The organism is Lactobacillus taiwanensis (genome assembly GCF_017894345.1).
In the GTDB taxonomy this organism is placed as follows: Bacteria; Bacillota; Bacilli; order Lactobacillales; family Lactobacillaceae; genus Lactobacillus; species Lactobacillus taiwanensis.
The window spans coordinates 52,067-70,766 of record NZ_CP059276.1; the positions used below are offsets into that span (position 1 = coordinate 52,067).

At 33.9% G+C, this 18,700-nt stretch carries 14 protein-coding genes and 1 pseudogene; 8 read left to right on the forward strand and 7 right to left on the reverse strand.

Annotated features, from left to right (window positions below; translation table 11 throughout):
• Positions 1-249 precede the first annotated feature (249 nt).
• The 8 genes from H1A07_RS00255 (at position 250) to H1A07_RS00290 (ending at position 11,309) form a co-directional block, all read left to right on the forward strand.
• Positions 250-2,883, forward strand: coding sequence for a mucin-binding protein (locus H1A07_RS00255; RefSeq protein WP_210145034.1), 2,634 nt, complete (start codon positions 250-252; stop codon positions 2,881-2,883).
• A gap of 604 nt (positions 2,884-3,487) precedes the next feature.
• Positions 3,488-3,697, forward strand: coding sequence for a hypothetical protein (locus H1A07_RS10055; RefSeq protein WP_244974196.1), 210 nt, complete (start codon positions 3,488-3,490; stop codon positions 3,695-3,697).
• Between the two features lie 137 nt (positions 3,698-3,834).
• Positions 3,835-5,271, forward strand: coding sequence for an APC family permease (locus tag H1A07_RS00265; RefSeq protein WP_210145035.1), 1,437 nt, complete (start codon positions 3,835-3,837; stop codon positions 5,269-5,271).
• 262 nt (positions 5,272-5,533) lie between these two features.
• Entirely contained in the window at positions 5,534-7,390 is a 1,857-nt protein-coding gene (locus tag H1A07_RS00270) for a flavocytochrome c (RefSeq protein WP_210145036.1), read from the forward strand.
• 89 nt (positions 7,391-7,479) lie between these two features.
• Positions 7,480-8,844, forward strand: coding sequence for a branched-chain amino acid transport system II carrier protein (gene brnQ / locus H1A07_RS00275; protein ID WP_210145037.1), 1,365 nt, complete (start codon positions 7,480-7,482; stop codon positions 8,842-8,844).
• A 64-nt stretch (positions 8,845-8,908) separates the two neighbouring features.
• Entirely contained in the window at positions 8,909-9,631 is a 723-nt protein-coding gene (gene ubiE, locus H1A07_RS00280; RefSeq protein WP_094498807.1) for a bifunctional demethylmenaquinone methyltransferase/2-methoxy-6-polyprenyl-1,4-benzoquinol methylase UbiE, read from the forward strand.
• 33 nt (positions 9,632-9,664) lie between these two features.
• The gene (locus tag H1A07_RS00285; RefSeq protein WP_094523652.1) at positions 9,665-10,579 is read left to right on the forward strand and encodes a prolyl aminopeptidase; all 915 of its coding nucleotides are present in this window, start codon (positions 9,665-9,667) and stop codon (positions 10,577-10,579) included.
• 127 nt (positions 10,580-10,706) lie between these two features.
• The gene (locus tag H1A07_RS00290) at positions 10,707-11,309 is read left to right on the forward strand and encodes a PepSY domain-containing protein (protein WP_210145038.1); all 603 of its coding nucleotides are present in this window, start codon (positions 10,707-10,709) and stop codon (positions 11,307-11,309) included.
• Positions 11,310-11,371: 62 nt separating this feature from the next.
• On the opposite strand, the gene bsh is transcribed toward H1A07_RS00290, so the two are convergent.
• From bsh to H1A07_RS00325, 7 genes and pseudogenes are all read right to left on the reverse strand, one after another.
• Positions 11,372-12,322 carry a choloylglycine hydrolase gene (bsh, locus tag H1A07_RS00295; protein WP_094498810.1) on the reverse strand — a complete coding sequence of 317 codons (951 nt, stop codon included), beginning with the start codon at positions 12,320-12,322 and terminating at the stop codon, positions 11,372-11,374.
• A gap of 20 nt (positions 12,323-12,342) precedes the next feature.
• Positions 12,343-13,695, reverse strand: a complete 1,353-nt coding sequence (locus H1A07_RS00300) for a conjugated bile salt MFS transporter (protein WP_057719032.1) — start codon at positions 13,693-13,695, stop codon at positions 12,343-12,345.
• A gap of 23 nt (positions 13,696-13,718) precedes the next feature.
• Positions 13,719-15,065, reverse strand: coding sequence for a conjugated bile salt MFS transporter (locus tag H1A07_RS00305; RefSeq protein WP_210145039.1), 1,347 nt, complete (start codon positions 15,063-15,065; stop codon positions 13,719-13,721).
• 190 nt (positions 15,066-15,255) lie between these two features.
• Positions 15,256-16,116, reverse strand: a complete 861-nt coding sequence (locus H1A07_RS00310; RefSeq protein ID WP_210145040.1) for a lysophospholipid acyltransferase family protein — start codon at positions 16,114-16,116, stop codon at positions 15,256-15,258.
• Positions 16,113-16,902 (reverse strand): annotated as a pseudogene (locus H1A07_RS00315) (glycosyltransferase). Before H1A07_RS00315 ends, H1A07_RS00310 begins: the two are co-directional and overlap by 4 nt.
• Positions 16,899-17,852 carry a glycosyltransferase family 8 protein gene (locus H1A07_RS00320; RefSeq protein ID WP_210145041.1) on the reverse strand — a complete coding sequence of 318 codons (954 nt, stop codon included), beginning with the start codon at positions 17,850-17,852 and terminating at the stop codon, positions 16,899-16,901. Before H1A07_RS00320 ends, H1A07_RS00315 begins: the two are co-directional and overlap by 4 nt.
• 23 nt (positions 17,853-17,875) lie before the next feature.
• Positions 17,876-18,700 carry a glycosyltransferase gene (locus tag H1A07_RS00325; protein ID WP_210145042.1) on the reverse strand — a complete coding sequence of 275 codons (825 nt, stop codon included), beginning with the start codon at positions 18,698-18,700 and terminating at the stop codon, positions 17,876-17,878.

An 18,700-nucleotide genomic window follows, 5' to 3' on the forward strand; every position in this document is an offset into this window, starting at 1 on the left:
GTCAAAATTAATAGTATGACCGTTTCTTATTATACACTTGACTTTGTTAATAAAAACACAAAATCTGATTTTTTTGTAACTTATTTTAAAAATGTTTCATGTGAAACTGTTAATGTTATAAAAAATATATTTTCTTTTGCTTATCAATATAGGGTGCCTTATGATAATGATTAGGGAAAAATATAGTAAATAAAACTGCAAAATGTTATAAAAATGATTAAAAATACAAAATAAACGAGGAAATAAGCAATGTCAGTTGTTGTTCAATATGTAGACTTAGATAATAATTTGGCTGAACTCGCAAGTTCAGGTGAACTAACTGGAAAAGTAGGGGAAAGAATAGAATATAGTACGGCTGATGAAATTGAAAAATTAACTAATCAGAATTATGTACTAATTAATAATACTTTTGATCCAAATAATGACGTACACTTTTTTGATCAAAGTTCTAAAGAATATCAAATTACTTTTAAGCATGCACAAGAAGAGATAACTGCAAATAATTTAAAATATGGTTGTCAAAAAAACGAAGTTCAAATAAAAGGCAAGCAAGTTGTTCATTACACTGGAATTGAAGAAGCGACGTCTGATAATGTAGTCGAAGTTACTTTTAATAGAAGAATCACATATGATAAAGTAACTAAACAAAAAATTTCAATGGGTGCATGGCAACCTGAAAAAATTAATATGCCCTTAATTGCTACACCATTTGTTTTAAATTACACCCCAGATAAAGTAGTAATGGGCGGCGAAGCAGTAACTCCCCAAAATTTAACACATGAATATGTAGTTACTTATCTTCCAAATACAAATAAAAGAAATGCTAGACGACAAAAGGCAGAAATAAAGTTTATTGACGTTGAGGATAATAATTCTGAATTAGCTACTTCTGGCGAATTAAAAGGAAAACCAGGAAAAGAAATAAACTATGATATAGCTGATACCTTGAAAGATCTAACTCAAAGGGGCTATGAACTTGTAAATAATAATTTTGATTCTAACGACAAAAAGCCAGTATTTGGAAATAGTAGAGATTCTGTACAGACCTTCTTTATACTAATGAAGCATAAAAAACAACTGGTTAATTCTGATCATCCTTCTTCAGAAGTTAATCAGAATTTATATGAAAAAGAAGTTCATCGTACAATTAGTTTTATAGATGCGTCTGATAAAAATCCTAAAGATGTAGTACAAACTGCTAAATTAAAACGTAATTTAACTCTTGATTTAGTAACAAAAAAACTTATTTCAGCAGGTGAATATACAACTGAATGGAGAAGTGAAGAAACTTTTCCTCCAATATCTGTACCGGTAGTTGCTGCTTATCATACCAAGGTTAAAGAAGTAGTTGCATGTCCGGTTAATAATCAAGATGTAAGTGAAGAAATTAAATACTACAAAAATGGCTATTTAATTCCTGTAGATATGAATAATAATGTACTTGCTGGTATCTCAAAAGAACAGTTGATCACAAATTCACTTGATCCAACAGAAGCAATTTTTCCTAAATTAGAAGTTAAAAATATAAAATTTAAGCAAGTAAACGATGTAAAAATTGCAGATCCAGGTCGAGATTATTATGTACCATTCCTTGTTGTTCATAGATATATCGCAGTAGACGAAGATCATCCTAGAGCCGAGGTTAGTCCGGCATACTATAAACGAATTGTTACTGCCAGGGTTCATTATCAAGGTGCTGATGATAAGACTCCTGAGGATGCAAAGCAAATTGTTCATTGGACGAGAACAGTTACCTATGATGAAGTTAGTCGGGAGGTTCTTGAAGATGGAATGTATACAACAAAGTGGACAGCTGATAAAGATATATTTGAAGCAACCCCAACTCCAGTAATTAAAGGATATTGTGCAGATATTGGATTAATTGGAGAACATCCAATAACTGAAACTGATTTATTGGCAACAGTTACTTATTATCCAATTGGAACGATGATTCCTGTAGATGAACATAACAATGAAATTCAAGGCGCACATCATTTCCCATATATTAATGATCCGTATGATCCAGTTCGCGTCTTAATAACGGAAGAAGTACCAGAAGTAGAGGGCTATGCACCAGTTAAGCAAACTATTACAGTTAATGATCCATTTAAAGATATTCGAGTTCCTTATGTTTTAAAACCACGCTATATCCCTGTTGATAGTGAACATCCGTATCGTCCAATTAATCCTACTTTATACAGTGTGCCAGTAAAAGAAGTAATTAAGTATCAAGGTGCTGGTGATAAGACACCGCATATAAGAGTGCAAGCTGCAAAGTGGACAAGAACCTTGACGGTTAATGAAAACAACAGTGAATTAATTGAAAATGGGAAATATACTACGCCTTGGGCTGTAGATAAAGATTACTATACAGAGGTAAGGACACCAGTCATTGATGGTTATCATGCTGATAAAAATTTAGTCGAGGAAATGGAAGTTAAAAAGGCTAATTACGATGTGAGTGTGACTTACAAGCGAAATGGACAAATTATTCCTGTAGATTCTAAGGGAAAGGCTTTAGAGAATGTTGAGCGACCATTTTATGTAACTGATCCCAGTGATGCAACAAAGGTAATGAAAAAGCAAGGGGTACCGAGAATCCTAAATTATGTACCTGAGCAAGAGGCAATTGTAGTTAGGGATGCAGATAGGAATACTGAGATTACCTACTATACATTTAATGAATGGAGTGAATTAAGTGCGAAAGTACAGGATAAAAGTGAAAAGAAGGAGGATTTAAAAACAAAACAACCTAAGGATAATAAAAGTATCAAAGAAAAAAATGAGCAAAAGGAAGAAAAAACAGTAAATTTACAAGCAAAAGAGAAAAAATTAAATAAAAAAGACACTAACTTAAAATCTGTATTCTCTTGGCTTAAATAGTTATATACCAAAATAAGCATATATTTTTTTGTTATATAAATATAATTTGAAGCATTGTTTCTGTATACATATAGAAATGATGCTTTTTTATGTGTGTCGGGCATGACATTCATCTAGTCTGATGAAAGTTCAGACTACGGGTATTTGTCGCCAAGTGTAGTGAACTACAAGCCGTTAGCGGTGACGCTATGGGCGAAGGAAGTGACTAGCGAGTTTTCCAAGCTTACGTACAGAAATCTGGTCAGTCCAAATGGTGGATAAGATTGCATAACAAGTCGAAGTCCAAAAGACAAACGTAAAACCAAGACGGTAAACCAGAAAGGCATGGAAAACAAGCAGTCACTGGCAAGCAAAGGCAGCTAATGATCGTAAAGTCAAGCTGTATGACAAAATTAGATTCCTACTACGTCGAAAGAAAGCAGCTGCTCTATCTTTATCAGCAGTATTTACTAAAGTAAACTAAGTTGTTAGAGGTTGGATCAACTATTTCAAAATAGGTAGTATGAATAAATTCATTAAGCAGTTCAGTCAATGGCTACGCCACAAAGTACGCGTAGTAATCATTAAACAATGGAAACTACCTAAAAGAATATATACCAATTTAATGCGAATTAACAAGGCACTAAGATGTGATTTCAGTGATGAAGATATTCATAAGGTAGCCAATAGCCGATTAGGCTTGTACAAAAGAAGTAGAGGGCATGTCATTAACTTTTTACTTAGTCCAAAAGTATTAGGGACAAAGGAGGTGGACCGGCCAGGTTTGGTTGATCCGCTAAAATACTATCTAACTCGTAAAGAATTACAAATGTAATGCTGTATACGGAACCGTACGTACGGTGCAATGAGAGGAGCAATAGTTAATCTTTCTCTACTCTATAAAAAAATAGACCAATTTTTTTGAATAAGTGTATAATTAAATTTCGAAAAAACTTTTTCGGAGGAAAAATTGTGTCTGATAAAAGCGAGACTTTGACGAAATTAGAAGAAGATGAGAAGTACAATCGGTTAACAGCATTGAAGTTGTTTGCAATGACTTCATCGATGGTTATTTCTGTAAATGAACTAGCTCCATTTGGAAAGACAGGTCCTACCGCAGTATTTTATTTGTTATTAGCAGGCTTAATATGGTTTGTACCAATTACACAAATGGCTGGAGAGATGGCCTCAATTGATGGCTGGGATAAGGGTGGAATTTTTACCTGGGTTAAAGGTTCATTAGGAGATCGAACTGGATGGACAGCAATGTTTTATCAATGGATTCATATTACTGTGGGTATGAATACAATGATGTACGTAATTATTGGTGCACTGTCCATCACCTTTAACACCCCTTGGTTTAATACCACGCCCAGTGTCAGATTTATATTGATGATGATAATTATCTGGTCGATTACGATTGTTGAAATGGTTGGAGTTAAAAGGATCGGTCACATTGCAGAGTGGCTTTTTGCTCTTGGAATAGCCTTACCAGTAATTTTATTGATTATTGCGTTTTTTGTTTATTTGTTTCAAGGAAGACCCTTGTATATGCATTTAACGTGGAATAATATTATTCCGCATAATTTGAATGGCACTACATTAGTAGCATTTGTTCCGTTTGTATTGGCTTTTTGTGGTGGTGAAGCCTCAGCTCCCCATGCAAAATACTTAGAGAATCCCAAAAAATATTCGACTGTTATGCTCGCTTTAGCAATTACTGCTATTTCTTTTGATTTACTTGGTAGTATGGCTATTGGAATGTCAGTTCCTAAAGATCAAATTCAAAATTCAACTGGTTTTGTTTATACCTTTGGAAAAATTCTAGATTCAATTGGATTACCAGGAGACATAATTAAGAAATTTATTGGCATTTTGTTAGCAGCGGGAATTATTGGGGAATTAGGTAATTGGTTAGCTGGTCCTAGTCAGGGTATGTTTGAGGCTGCTAAAGAAGGATATATGCCTAAGTTCTTTGCAAAATCTACTAATCGTGATGTACCAATGCGCTTGATTGTTTTACAGACTTTGATCGTAACTGCTTCAGCAGTCTTAATTACTTTTACTAGTGGAAAAAATTCAGATTTTGCTTTTAACGTTTCTTTAGCTGCTACTACGGCGCAATATCTAATGGTTTACATTTTAATGCTAGTTTCTTATATAGTTTTAAAAGTAAAACATGGAGACTTAAAGCGTAGCTATTACATGACAAAGAGTAAAGGGTTAGGAATTATAATTGCAATTATTGCCCTGGTAATAACAGTAGTTGCATTCTTTATTTCATTTATTCCAGCCCAAGGAACACCATCTTCATTAAAAGGAGTCTATGTTTGGACTATGATTGGCTTGTGCGTTATCGTTACGATTTTACCGTTAGTGATCTATCATTATCATCATCGGTTTAAGTAGAATAAATGAAGGTTTAAAAAATGTTAATAAAATAAACTTTTTGCTTGTAAAAAATTATTAAAAATATTATATTTAAGATGTATTCAATTTAGAAGTGTAAGGCAAAAGAGCTATGGTAAATTTGAGGTATCCATAGCTCTTTTGTTTGCTTTGACAATTTGCTTTAAAGAATAAGCTTATACTATTATGAATTTACAGGATAGCTATAAAAAGCTTAATTATTTTGATTTTAGAAATATTAAATTAATAGTGAGGCACATTTATGGATTTAAAAGCTGGAAAATATAATGTAAAAGCTCAAGGACATGGCGCAAGTTTTATGCCTATGGAAGTTACTCTTTCGGAAAATAAAATTGAAGATATTAAGGTTGACGCTAAAGGTGAAACTAAGGGAGTAGCTGATGAAGTATTTAGACGTTTGCCTGAAGAAATTGTTGAAAATCAGACTTTAAATGTTGATACAGTTAGTGGTGCTACTATTTCTAGTCACGGGGTTATTGACGGAGTAGCACTGGCAATTAGTGAAGCCGGTGGAGACCCAGATGAGTGGAAGAAGCGAGCTAAACCTAAAGAACAAAGAGCTAAAGATGAAACTTATACGACTGATGTTGTAGCTATTGGAGCTGGTGGTGCAGGTTTAGCTGCAGCTGCTAGAAGCATTCAACATGGTAAAGATGTCATCGTACTTGAAAAGTTCCCACAAATTGGGGGAAACACTAGTCGCGCTGGTGGCCCAATGAATGCGGCAGAACCAGATTGGCAAAATCAATTTAAAGCTTTAGCCGGTGAAAAAGAAACTTTAGAAGAATTAGCAGTAACTCCACTTGAACAGATTGATCCAGAGTATCAAGAAGACTTTGAAAAATTACAAAAGCAAATAAAAGAATATGTAGCTTCTGGTGCAGATTATCTATTTGATTCAAAATTACTTCATGAAATTCAAACCTATTTAGGTGGTAAGAGAACCGACTTAAATGGAGATGAAATTCACGGTAACTACGCTTTAGTCAAAGAATTAATCGATAATGCCTTGGACTCAGTGCACTGGTTAAGTGATTTAGGGGTAAAATTTGATCGCAGTCAAGTAACAATGCCAGTAGGTGCCTTATGGCGAAGAGGTCACAAGCCAGTTGAGCCAATGGGTTATGCCTTTATTCATGTGTTAGGTGATTGGGTAAAGGATCATGGCGGCAGAATTCTGACTGATACTCGTGCTGATCACTTAATTATTGAAGATGGTCAAGTTAAAGGCGTTATTGCTAAAAGACCAGATGGCAGTGCAATCACTGTTCATGCTAAGGCTGTAATTCTAACCGCTGGTGGATTTGGGGCAAATACGCCAATGGTTCAAAAATACAATACTTACTGGAAGCATATTGATGATAATATTGCCACTACTAATTCTCCGGCAATTACTGGGGATGGGATTAATCTTGGTAAAGAAGCAGGTGCAGACTTAGTTGGAATGGGCTTTATTCAGATGATGCCCGTTTCTGATCCAAAGACTGGTGAGCTATTTACTGGTCTACAAACTCCACCAGAAAACTATATTATGGTTAATCAAAAGGGCAAGCGTTTCGTAAATGAGTTTGCGGAACGTGATGTTTTAACCAAGGCAGCTATTGATAATGGTGGTTTGTTCTATTTAATTGCTGATGACAAGATCAAAGATACTGCTTATAACACAACTCAAGAATCAATTGATGCGCAAGTTAAAGCTGGTACCTTGTTTAGAGCGAATAGTTTAGAAGATTTAGCTAAGCAAGTTGGAATGGATCCTGATATTTTAGTTGAGACCGTTGAGAAATATAATTCTTATGTTGAAGCAGGAAAAGATCCAGATTTTGAAAAATCAGCTTTTAATCTAAAATGCGAAGTTGCTCCATTCTATGCAACACCGAGAAAGCCAGCCATCCACCATACTATGGGTGGTTTGAAGATTGATACAGGTGCTCATGTCTTAGATAAAGATGGGAAGCAAATTCCTGGTCTATATGCTGCTGGAGAAGTAGCCGGCGGAATTCACGCAGGTAACCGTTTAGGTGGAAATTCACTTGCTGATATCTTTACTTTTGGTAGAATTGCCGCAAATAGCGCAAATGCTGAATTAGAAAAATAGTATTAATCCATTAAAACGTTGTAAACACTAGAGTTTACAATGTTTTTTTGCTAAAATACTAAAAATAATTATTTTTTGGAGGAATCGAATTGAAAGAAGCAAAGGGAAAAACATTAAGTAAAAAGCAATATTTAATTGTTGCTTCGATGATTTTTGCATTGTTTTTTGGTGCAGGAAACTTAATTTTTCCACTTCATTTAGGCCAGCTTGCTGGTAGAAATTGGGGATCAGCAGCAATTGGCTTTTCAATTACGGGGGTAGTTTTGCCTTTACTTTCCTTACTGGCTGTTGCAATTACCCGAAGCAACGGAGTTTATCAAATTGCCTTGCCTGTAGGGAAGATTTTTGCTCTTTCTTTTATGACTTTAATACAACTAACAATGGGGCCTTTATTTGCAGCTCCGAGAAATGCGACAGTTTCTTATACTGTCGGCATTGCACCATTATTACCCAAGCAATTTAAAAGTATAGGGTTGTTTGTATTTACGACAATCTTTTTCGCTATTGTGTTCATGATTGCTTATAACGAAAGTGATATTCTTTCTTCTTTGGGTAAGATTTTAAATCCTATTTTCTTAATTTTACTTTTCTTAGTATTTGTTGTGGCTTTTGCCCATCCTTTAGGCAATCTTAGTACTGTAGCTGTAAGTAAAGAGTATTTACATGGAACAGTAGTTAAGGGCTTCTTAGAAGGCTATAATACAATGGATGCTTTGGCTGGATTGGCTTTTGGTGTAACGGTTGTTACAGCGATCAAAGAATTAGTTAACAATAATGAGAAAAAGGTGGCTAAAATAACTGCTAAAGCGGGATTAATGGCCGTGATAGGAATTGGGATAATTTATACTCTCTTAATTGCTGTTGGCGCTATGTCACTAGGCCATTTTAAGATAACTAGTGATGGTGGTATTTTATTATCTAAAATTGTTAATTACTATGCTGGTATCTTTGGTCAGGCTTTATTAGCTGTCTTAGTATTTTTAGCATGTTTAACTACAGCAGTAGGTATTTTGTCTGCCTTTGCATTAGATTTTTCTGCGCATTATCCTAAATTTAGTTATAAAGGTTGGCTAATAATTTCTTGTGTTGGATCATTTGCTACTGCCAACTTAGGCTTGGATAAGATTATTAGTTGGTCACTGCCTGTGTTAATGTTTTTATATCCTCTAGCTATTGTTTTGATTATTTTGTCACTATTTTCACCATTATTTAAGGGTGACAAAGTAATGTATAAAGTAACAATGGCTTTAACATTAGTGCCAGCTATTTTTGATCTAATTACTCATTTACCTGCACCAATTGCTGGAACGCAATTTTATAAGGCAGTAAGTCAATTTCGTTTACAGTATTTGCCGCTTGCTAATATTGGGTTATCTTGGGTTGTTCCAACAATCTTGGGGTTAGTTATTAGCATTTTTATTCATGTTTGGCACCGTAAAACTAATAAAATATAAAGACTAAGCAATGGTTCATTTGAATCATTGCTTTTTTGCTGGGATAATAAATTAGGTGATAGAAATGAATTTAACTAACAAGGTTCCTGAAAAAGATGTGCACGATTTGTTTACTCGCGTAGCACCTCATTATGATCAAATGAATAATATTATTAGCTTAGGTACTCAAAACGGTTGGCGCAGAAAGTTTCTAAAAGAATTAAATGTACAACCTGGTGACTTTGCTTTAGATTTATGTTGTGGCACAGCTGATATAACGATTGCACTTGCAAGAAAAGTTGGAACGTCTGGAAATGTTATTGGTCTTGATTTTAATCAAGAAATGCTAGATCTAGCTGATAAAAAAATAAGAGAACAAGGATTACAAAAAGAAATTCAGCTAAAACAGGGGGACGCAATGCATTTACCCTATAATGATAATAGCTTTGATATTGTAACTATTGGTTTTGGGTTGCGTAATGTTCCTGATGCAAATCAAGTTCTAAAAGAAATAAATCGTGTATTAAAGCCAAATGGAAAAATTGGTATTTTAGAAACTTCCCAACCGACTAATCCAATTGTTAGATTAGGTTGGAAAGGTTATTTTAAGTTGTTTCCAAGCTTTGCAAAATTATTAAGAGCTAATGTATCAGACTATCAGTATTTATCTAATACAACAGCCGAATTTGTATCAGCAGCGAAATTAACGCTTATGCTTGAAAATAATAATTTTAAAAATGTACAAGTAACAAAATTAAATTTAGGTGCAGGTGCAATTCATATCGGAATTAAAAAGAAAATAAGATAAAATATAAAATAAAAACTAAAAAAGGAGAGTTTTATGAAGACTGGTACTAAAATTATTACTTTAGACAATGGTTATCACTTGTGGACTAACACACAAGGCGAGGGCGATATCCACTTATTAGCGCTTCATGGTGGTCCTGGTGGAAATCATGAATATTGGGAAGATACTGCAGAACAATTAAAAAAGCAGGGGCTTAATGTTCAAGTAACCATGTATGATCAATTAGGATCACTTTATTCAGACCAACCAGACTATTCTGATCCTGAAATTGCAAAAAAATACTTAACTTATGAATATTTCTTAGATGAAGTTGATGAAGTTCGTGAGAAACTTGGTTTAGATAATTTTTACCTAATCGGTCAAAGTTGGGGTGGATTACTCGTTCAAGAATATGCTGTTAAATACGGCAAGCACTTAAAGGGCGCAATCATTTCTTCAATGGTTGATGAAATTGATGAGTACGTGGATTCTGTAAATAGAAGAAGACAAGAAGTACTTCCTCAAACAGAAATCGACTTCATGCATGAGTGTGAAAAAAACAATGACTACGACAATCAACGCTATCAAGATGATGTTCAAATTTTGAATATTAATTTTGTTGATAGAAAACAACCATCAAAGCTTTATCACTTAAAGGATCTTGGCGGAAACGCTGTTTATCATGTCTTCCAAGGTGATAATGAGTTTGTTATTACTGGTAAACTAAAAGACTGGCATTTTAGAGATCAACTAAAGAACATTAAGGTTCCAACTTTAATTACTTTTGGTGAAAATGAAACAATGCCAATTGCTACTGCTAAAATTATGCAAAAAGAAATTCCAAATTCGCGTTTGGTTACTACACCTGGTGGTGGCCACCACCACATGGTTGATAATCCAGATGTTTATTACAAGCACTTAGCTGATTTCATTCGCGAAGTTGAAAATGGTAGTTTTAAAGGTGAATAAAATAAAAAAGCTCTGTTTAATCTATTTTAAGAATAAACAGAGCTTTTTGAGCATATAAATCGCTTTCATAGCATCTTATCTATATAATTAATGGTAAATATAGTTTTATTAATTTAAGGAGAAAATCATGAAGAAGAAAATAAGTAAACTGCTAGCAGCCACTGCTTTAATGGGTACATTAGGCATCTCGGTAGTGGCTTGTAGTGATAATAATTCAGCGAATAAAACTAAACAGTCGAGTGTAAAGAAGACTGCTAAAGATAAAGCAAGTGATACAAAGAATACAGTAAGAAAGAGTCAAATTAAGCTTAGTCAAACTGAAGCTATAAATAAGTTTGATAAAAAATATAGTAATAAAGATCTAAAAGAGATAGATTTAAAGCTAGACGGCAATAAGTATATTTATGAAATCACAGGATTTGATAAAGATAAAGAATATGAAATGATAATAAATGCTATTAATGGCAAAGAGGTTAAATCTAGTTCTAAAAAGTTAGACTTAGATGAACGCTTGCAAAAGGGACTTGACTTGGATAAGATAATATCCCGAAACCAAGCTAGTGAAATAGCAGAAAAGGAAGTTAAGAATAGTACTGCTAAAGAATGGACTCTAAAAATGGATAAGGATAAGGCGATTTGGGATGTTACTGTAGAGTCAGGCACAAGTAAGCATGAAGTAGAAATTGATGCTATTTCTAAGAAAGTTATTAAATCAGAAAAAGATGACTAAACAAAAAAATTCAGAGCCTTATTGCTCTGAATTTTTTGTGGATATAGCAGTTTTTGATTAGATTAATAAGTAATTAACTTATCTACATTCATTGTTTCATCGTCTAATTTATAAGTCTTTAACTCAAAATCATTTTCAAAGTTGCAGTAGTAAGTCTTAGTAGCAGCAGAGTAACAAGCGGAGTAGACAGTATATTCATCACTACCTTGATTGTTGACAACACTACCCTTAATCATGGCAACTGACTTTAAAATATTAAAGAACTTAGCAACATTAGCTTTTTCGCCTTTAACAGTTGGATAGTTGACATTTAAGTAAGCAGCTTTAACAAAACGGTCGGCTGGGATGCTATCACCAGGTAAACCTAAACTACCAGTGCCAACGCCCCATGGAGCTACTTTTTGACCATTCCAGCTTTGAGCGCTAGCATCATGTGGATCTAATCCAGTGTAGTTACCAAGATTAGTTAAGTGCCAGTTGAAATCTGGACTATTAGTTAAAACACCCAATTTATCTTCAAAAACTCTCATGCCATATTGCTTTGAAACTTCAACTATAATAGCTTCATCTTTATCACTAATAATCCAGTGAAGAGGAGCTACTGCAAATGATGAGTTAATAGCTTCATTTACTAAGTTAACATTCTTTAAGGCGTCTTTAACGTCGCTAACTTTGGTAAAGTTTTGAGTAACCCATAGCATGATTTCATAAGATGCTAAGTTGACTTTGCCATCAATTGGACCGTCGCTAAATTTTGCAAAATGTGGGAAATTCAGACCTGCAATACCTAAGCCGTCTTCGTTAAAGCAGTCGAAATATGATGGATAGCCATCAATCACAATTCCCATACCAATAACTGCTTTTTTAGTCTTGGTGTCATCTAAGAATTTATAAGGAAGAGGATAGTTACGAGGTGTAATAATTACGCCTTCGCCATAATCTTGACCTACGTCTAAGTTACGACCAAAATATAAATTTCCTTGATCATCTGTAAATCTTAAACCAGTACACATTTCAAAAATCCTCCTTTTAATTATTTAGTAATAGATTGAGCTTGTTCAGCAATATATTTCTTTTGATATCTCTTAATTTGGATAACGGCAAATACTAAAATGATAAAACCAATTGCAACAAAGGCAATCATAAAGTACCAAGCAACAGTGAAGCTAGCCATACCTTTGATGACACCGAATAATGGAGCACCAATGGCATATCCAATGGCATAGGCTAAACCTACATATCCAAGCATTACTCCCTGATCTCTAGAACCAAACAGATCTTTCGCCATGAAAGCTGGGCCAGACATGTAACTAAATACAGCTAGTCCACAAAAGATAGCGTAAGCAATACCGGCAACCTTACTTACATGAGAACCATAAGGCTGGAAACTGATAAAGACCATCATTAAAATAGATAAGATATACATACAGCCAGCATAGGCCATTGATTTTGCTGTACCAAATTTATCAAATAAGAAACCACCAGAAACATTTCCGATTAAACAACCGACACCATACATTGATCCAATTAATCCAACATCAGTTAGTGAAAGTTTTGTATCCAGAAATGCTGCATAATCTTCGTTTAAAGAGGCTAAACCTAAACCAATAATTAAAAAGCCAAGACTAAAAATCCAGAACCATTTCATTTGTAAAACTTGTTTACTAGTCCAGCCTTTAAATTCTTTGGCTTTAGCTAATTCTTCTTCTTTCTTGCTTTCAGCTAATTCTTCATCAGAAACAACGATTTCGTCTTTCTTAGGAGTTCTAATAAAGCAAGCAATAATTACACCGATTATTAGCAAAGTAACCGCAAAGATAAAAAATGGTGCCATCGAAATCAAGTGACCTGTCTTGGTGTTACCTGTCATGTAGTGCTTTAAAATGACTTGAGTTGTTGGTTGTAAAAAGATATTCCCAATAGAACCACCACAGAAGGCAATTCCTAAAGCAGCGCCACGGCCCTTTGCTGGGAACCAGTGGTTAATAACCCACGGCACACCTTGTCCTGAGAAGAAAGTTGAACCAACCATACAAATAATGGCTGCAATATAAAAACCAGGAAGTTTTGTACTAATTCCAAAAATTACGTAGGCAATAGCGGAAAGACCAATACCAATTAAATACATAATTCTGAAATTTACTTTTTCTAGTGCTTTACCAATAAATGGTGAAGCAATTGAAGCAAAGACTGCTCCAAACGTGAAAATCAATGTATACGATGCTAATGTGAAGTGGAAAGTATTAACTAAGGGGTGGATAAACAAAGGCTGAATGTTTTGAGCAATTCCATAAGGAATAGCTTGGGTTAACATACAAAGGAAAACCATGAAGTACTTGTAGCCTTTGCTTACTACTTTATCTTTAGTAGCAGCATCACTAGACATATAATTACCCTCTTTCTAACTAATTACTTATCTAAAATAATATTTGGCTTGTTCACGATAATATTTTTTTGAATTTGTTTAATTTTAATAGCTGCAAAAATTAATAATATAAAACCAATTGCAACAAAGAAGGTGGTACACCACCAAGCAACGGTAAAGCTAGTGGCACCTTTAATAACACCAAAGAGTGGGGCACCAATAGCAAAACCAATTGCATAGGCTAAACTAATATAACCTAGGTTAACCCCTTGTGCTTTGGCACCAAATAAACTCTTAGCCATGAAGGCAGGCCCAGACATATAGCTAAATACTGATAGGCCGCTGGTAAAGGCCCAACCCATACCAGCATATAAGTTAATGCGATCCCCATAAGGATGTGTACTAATCAGGATCATCATCAAAATAGCGATGATCAACATGATTCCTGCATAAGCCATGGATTTAGCAGTACCGAACTTATCAAATAAGTAGCCACCAGAAATATTGCCGATAATACCAGCAATCCCGAAGACTGAACCAATCATTCCGACTTCTGTTAAGGATAATTTGGTATCTAAAAAGGCTGCATAGTCTTCATTTAAAGAAGCGAGCCCTAAACCAATAATTAAAAAGCCGATACTAAAGACCCAAAACCATTTCATATGAAGAACTTGTTTACCGTTCCAACCTTGAAATTCATGGGCTTGTTTTTGAGCAGCTTCATTTCGATTCTTTTTAACTTCTTCGGCTGAAGCAAGAACCTCATCCTTCTTTGGCACTCTAATAAAAGCAGCAATAATTAGACCAACAATTAAAAGAGCAACGGCAAAAATGAAAAAGGGAGCCATTGAAGTTAAATGTCCAGTTTTAGTATTGCCCGTCATAAAGTGCTTCAAAATTTCCTGAGTAATAGGTTGTAAGAAAATATCACCTACTGAACCCCCGCAGAAGGCCAGACCTAATGCAACACCACGTCCTTTAAAGGGAAACCAGTGGTTTATAATCCATGGAACACCTTGCCCAGAATAAAAGGTTGAACCAACCATACAAATAATTCCGGCTAAATAGAAACCGGGTAGTTTCGTACTAATTCCAAAAATTACATATGCTCCAGCTGAAAGGCAAATACCAATCAAATACAAAATTTTAAAATTAACTTTCTGTAAAGCTTTACCAACCATTGGTGAAACTAGAGACCCTACGACAGCCCCAAAAGTAAAAATTAAGGTATAAGAAGCTAATGTAAAGTGAAAAGTATTAACCAGAGGGTGAACAAATAAAGGTTGAATTAATTGAGCAATCCCATAAGGAATAGCTTGAGTTAACATACAGAGAAATACCATAAAGTATTTGTAACCTTTACTGACCACCTTGTCCCCATCGTTTGTCATCCTATCTCTCTTCTTTCTGATAAAATACTATTAACTTTATAACTTGAATATTATTAAACTCGTGAGCTTTGATTATAGCCATTTATATTGTAGTCTACTTAATTTAGTAAAGCAAAAATAACGAATTATTATGTTATTAAATGAATGTAATAAAAAACTATCTGATTTTTATCAGATAGTCTAAAAAAGATTAGTCTTTTACATAACCTGCAATGTCATCGTAATCGAAATTATAGGTTAATTTTTTGCCATATGCCTTTTCATATGCGTTTTTCTTTTGCATATAATCAATATCGCGCATTCTTTTAGCATTTTGATCAACAGTAAGACGATCAATAGGATAAATTGTTGGAAGTACATGAAGAATGTAGCGAGTTTTATGGAATTTAGAACTATTTTTTTCCATTTCAGGAAGATCTTTAATTTCTACAAAGCATGAAACAATTGGCACGTTAGCCTTTGCAGCATAATAATATGCACCTTTTTGAAGAGGACGAGGTTTGCGGTAGTTATACCACATTTCTTGTTCTGGGTAGATTAAAACCCAACCTTTTTTATCAAAAACATGTTGTAAATGCTTAGAAAATTCACGTCCTAAATATTGGTAACTTTGAACAATTGGAATGGCATTAATATTATTCATTAAAAAGCCAAAAAAGCCAGGTAGTTTTAAATTAGAATCTTCAATTACAATATAAAGTTTTTTATGGCACTTATTAGCTAATTTTTTAATTGGTAAACTATCGGTTTGCTTAAAGTGATTAGTAGTGACAATTGCGCCATATTTTGTTTTTTTTGCACGCTCTTTATTTTTGATTTGCGTATGAGCCATCAAGATTAGCGTATCAATATTAATGATTCCCTGAGCAATGATATTTTTTAATTTATGACTAAGTTTTTTTTGTTGTTTCCAATAGTCATTAACGAGCTTGATTCTTTCACTCTTGGTTAAAATAGGATCACCTAGTTCAACTTTAGCGTGCATTTTTCCTTTTTTGACGGCTGCTTTGATATTTTCAATAACTTGTGCACGATTTTCGCCAATGATCATAATTTAATCCTTTCGCCTTTGTTTTTGACTTGAATCCAATTATTAGGATCAACTACTGTGGTATTTTCTTTTTCAAGCATGTGGTCTAATTTAGCTCGATCTTCTATCCGTTGTTTATCAGCATAATTATCTAGTTCTGATTTTAATTCTTCATAAAATGGAGTTGTTTTAGCATATTTCCAGAAATAATCTTTATATTGTACGTCTTTGAAGTGCCAAGATTTAAAGAATAAATTATAGTGAATTAAGTCTGGATTAGAAATGGGATCAGTATTTTCATTAGGCATTGCACTCAGCGTGGATCAAGAGCCAGTGCATCTTTGATATATTTCACCAATTTATCCACATATTGAATTGAAGAATCGGTACAAGCACCGAAGAGATTACTACCTAACTCGGTATTGTAAAGCTTAGCAATGTCGTCAACTACAATGGTGTCACTATCACTGTAAATGGCTTTATCATATTGCGGAAATAACTCTGGAATGAATAAGCGATAAAAAATAGATATCATGAAAAAGTCTGCACGCAGATAGTTTTCTTTTCGATTTTGAATTGGTTTTACTAATTCTTCGTCAATATGGAAAAATTTGACATGTACATAATTATTGCTAAAATTTGCGAGTTGCTTTTTATACTCTTCAGAAAGATCTTGATTCAAAAAATCGTATAATCTTTTTCTGAGTTTGCATTTTTGACTAGTGAATTAAGTGAAACTGTCGCATATTTGGTGAAATCATCACTAATACTATAAAAACTGGAATAGTTATTTTTGTATCTCTTTATATTTTGACAGACGTAGTTTTCTTAACTTTTGCCCAAGTGACGTCTTCATCTTTGATTTGGTCGACTTTTTTAATCATCCACTCTAAGTCAGCGCGTGCTTTTTTACGGTCTTCATCAGTAAAGTCAGCCAATTGTTTTTTTAATTCATCGTAATATGGTGAATTTTTAGCAACATCCCAGAAATATTTACCATATTGAACATCAGCGAAATGCCATGGCTTAAAGAAGAGATTATAGTGAACAATTTTAGGATTTTTAATTTCATCCATATGTTCATTAGGCATTGCATCCCATTCAAGTGGTAAGTGATAAATTTTATCTTCACAAATTTCGTTCATGTAAGCTTGGTCAGGATCGATATTATCGAAGTGATATTTTTCAATTAATGAATAGAATTTATCAACAAATTTTTTATCTCTAAATGCCTTCATATTAAAGAGAATCACACCGTTGTTTATATATTTCTCTGGTGAAAAAATTCCTTGGCATTCCTTAATATAAACTTGAAGTGGTTTAATAAATCTAATTGACATATCGGGAACACTAGCAAACATATTGTCTCCAATTTCGGTATTGTAGAGTTCTGCAATGTCGGTACAAATAATAGTATCTGCATCTAAATAAACAGCCTTGTCATATTGAGGAAAAAGATTTGGAATAAATAAACGATAGAAAATTGACATGGTAAAGAATTGAGCACGTAAATAATTTTCTTTACTGTTGTGAATAGGAGCTACCATATCATCATCGATATGAAAGATATTAACATGAATATTTTCAGTAGAAAGATCCTCAAGACTCTTTTTATGTTCGTCACTAATGTTTTGTACTAAAAGAGTAATTGTGTAATCTTTGTTTGGGTCAGCGTGGTCAATTAAAGATTGAATTGACACGGCTGCATAGGGGGTGTAGTTATCACTAATTGTATAAAAAACAGGTATCGTCATCATAAAACTCCATATCTAAAATAAATTTAGGACCGCTTTAATTGTGGTCTTAGTTTTGTGTACTCCTTAAGTAAATCATCATATTCATGTAATTTCAAGACCCCATGAACGCGCTCAATATCCCATGGTTTAACTGTAAGAGTGTGAAAATAAGGCTTAAAGCGAAAACTAGTTGTGAAATGCTGAATTTTAGTGTCTGGACGCAAACGGTATTGTTCATTGTAACAACGTGGTGCAATCTTTTTCTCAGTAGCAAGTTTATTTAAAGCTGATTGATCGGGAAGAAGCATTTTTTTATCGCTCATTTTTTCTCTTACTTTTGCAAAAAGATGAGTTTTTTTGATTTCAGACATATTTAGGAGCAAGACTCCTGAATTTAGATAATCAAACGTTTTATGAGTATGAATATTATGAAAGAAAAAGCGACCCCAAAAATCAAGAACGCCAACTAATTCTGTATTTGTTAGATCCTGGTCATAAAAATCACTAATATCTTTGCGGATAATAATATCGTCATCTAAATATAAAATTCGGTCGGGAATTTGTGGAATTTGATCTGCAAATAAACGAAGCATAGCATACGGAGTAAAACGAGTTTCCATGTTTGCACGTGGAGGCTCTTTTTTGAATAATTCAGTACAGTCAATAAGTTCAGCAGTATTATTTGGATTTTTTTCTTTAATGATTTTTTTGATTAAGTTAAGAGCTTGCTCGTTAAAAGCTTCATATCCTTCTGCCTGCATAGTTAAGATATAGAGGTGCAGGGGAGCAGAGGCGTTTTTTAATAAAGATAGAGTTGCAATTAAAATACCATCTTCGGCGTGAGAGTCACCGCAAAATAGAATATTCAT

Coding starts and splice junctions, on each gene's coding strand:
- H1A07_RS00255 (WP_210145034.1), top strand. CDS start 250: ATGTCAGTTGTTGTTCAATATGTAGACTTAGATAATAATTTGGCTGAA.
- H1A07_RS10055 (WP_244974196.1), top strand. CDS start 3,488: ATGCGAATTAACAAGGCACTAAGATGTGATTTCAGTGATGAAGATATT.
- H1A07_RS00270 (WP_210145036.1), top strand. CDS start 5,534: ATGGATTTAAAAGCTGGAAAATATAATGTAAAAGCTCAAGGACATGGC.
- ubiE (WP_094498807.1), top strand. CDS start 8,909: ATGAATTTAACTAACAAGGTTCCTGAAAAAGATGTGCACGATTTGTTT.
- H1A07_RS00285 (WP_094523652.1), top strand. CDS start 9,665: ATGAAGACTGGTACTAAAATTATTACTTTAGACAATGGTTATCACTTG.
- H1A07_RS00290 (WP_210145038.1), top strand. CDS start 10,707: ATGAAGAAGAAAATAAGTAAACTGCTAGCAGCCACTGCTTTAATGGGT.
- bsh (WP_094498810.1), bottom strand. CDS start 12,322: ATGTGTACTGGTTTAAGATTTACAGATGATCAAGGAAATTTATATTTT.
- H1A07_RS00300 (WP_057719032.1), bottom strand. CDS start 13,695: ATGTCTAGTGATGCTGCTACTAAAGATAAAGTAGTAAGCAAAGGCTAC.
- H1A07_RS00305 (WP_210145039.1), bottom strand. CDS start 15,065: ATGACAAACGATGGGGACAAGGTGGTCAGTAAAGGTTACAAATACTTT.
- H1A07_RS00310 (WP_210145040.1), bottom strand. CDS start 16,116: ATGATCATTGGCGAAAATCGTGCACAAGTTATTGAAAATATCAAAGCA.
- H1A07_RS00320 (WP_210145041.1), bottom strand. CDS start 17,852: ATGATGACGATACCTGTTTTTTATACAATTAGTGATAACTACACCCCC.
- H1A07_RS00325 (WP_210145042.1), bottom strand. CDS start 18,700: ATGAATATTCTATTTTGCGGTGACTCTCACGCCGAAGATGGTATTTTA.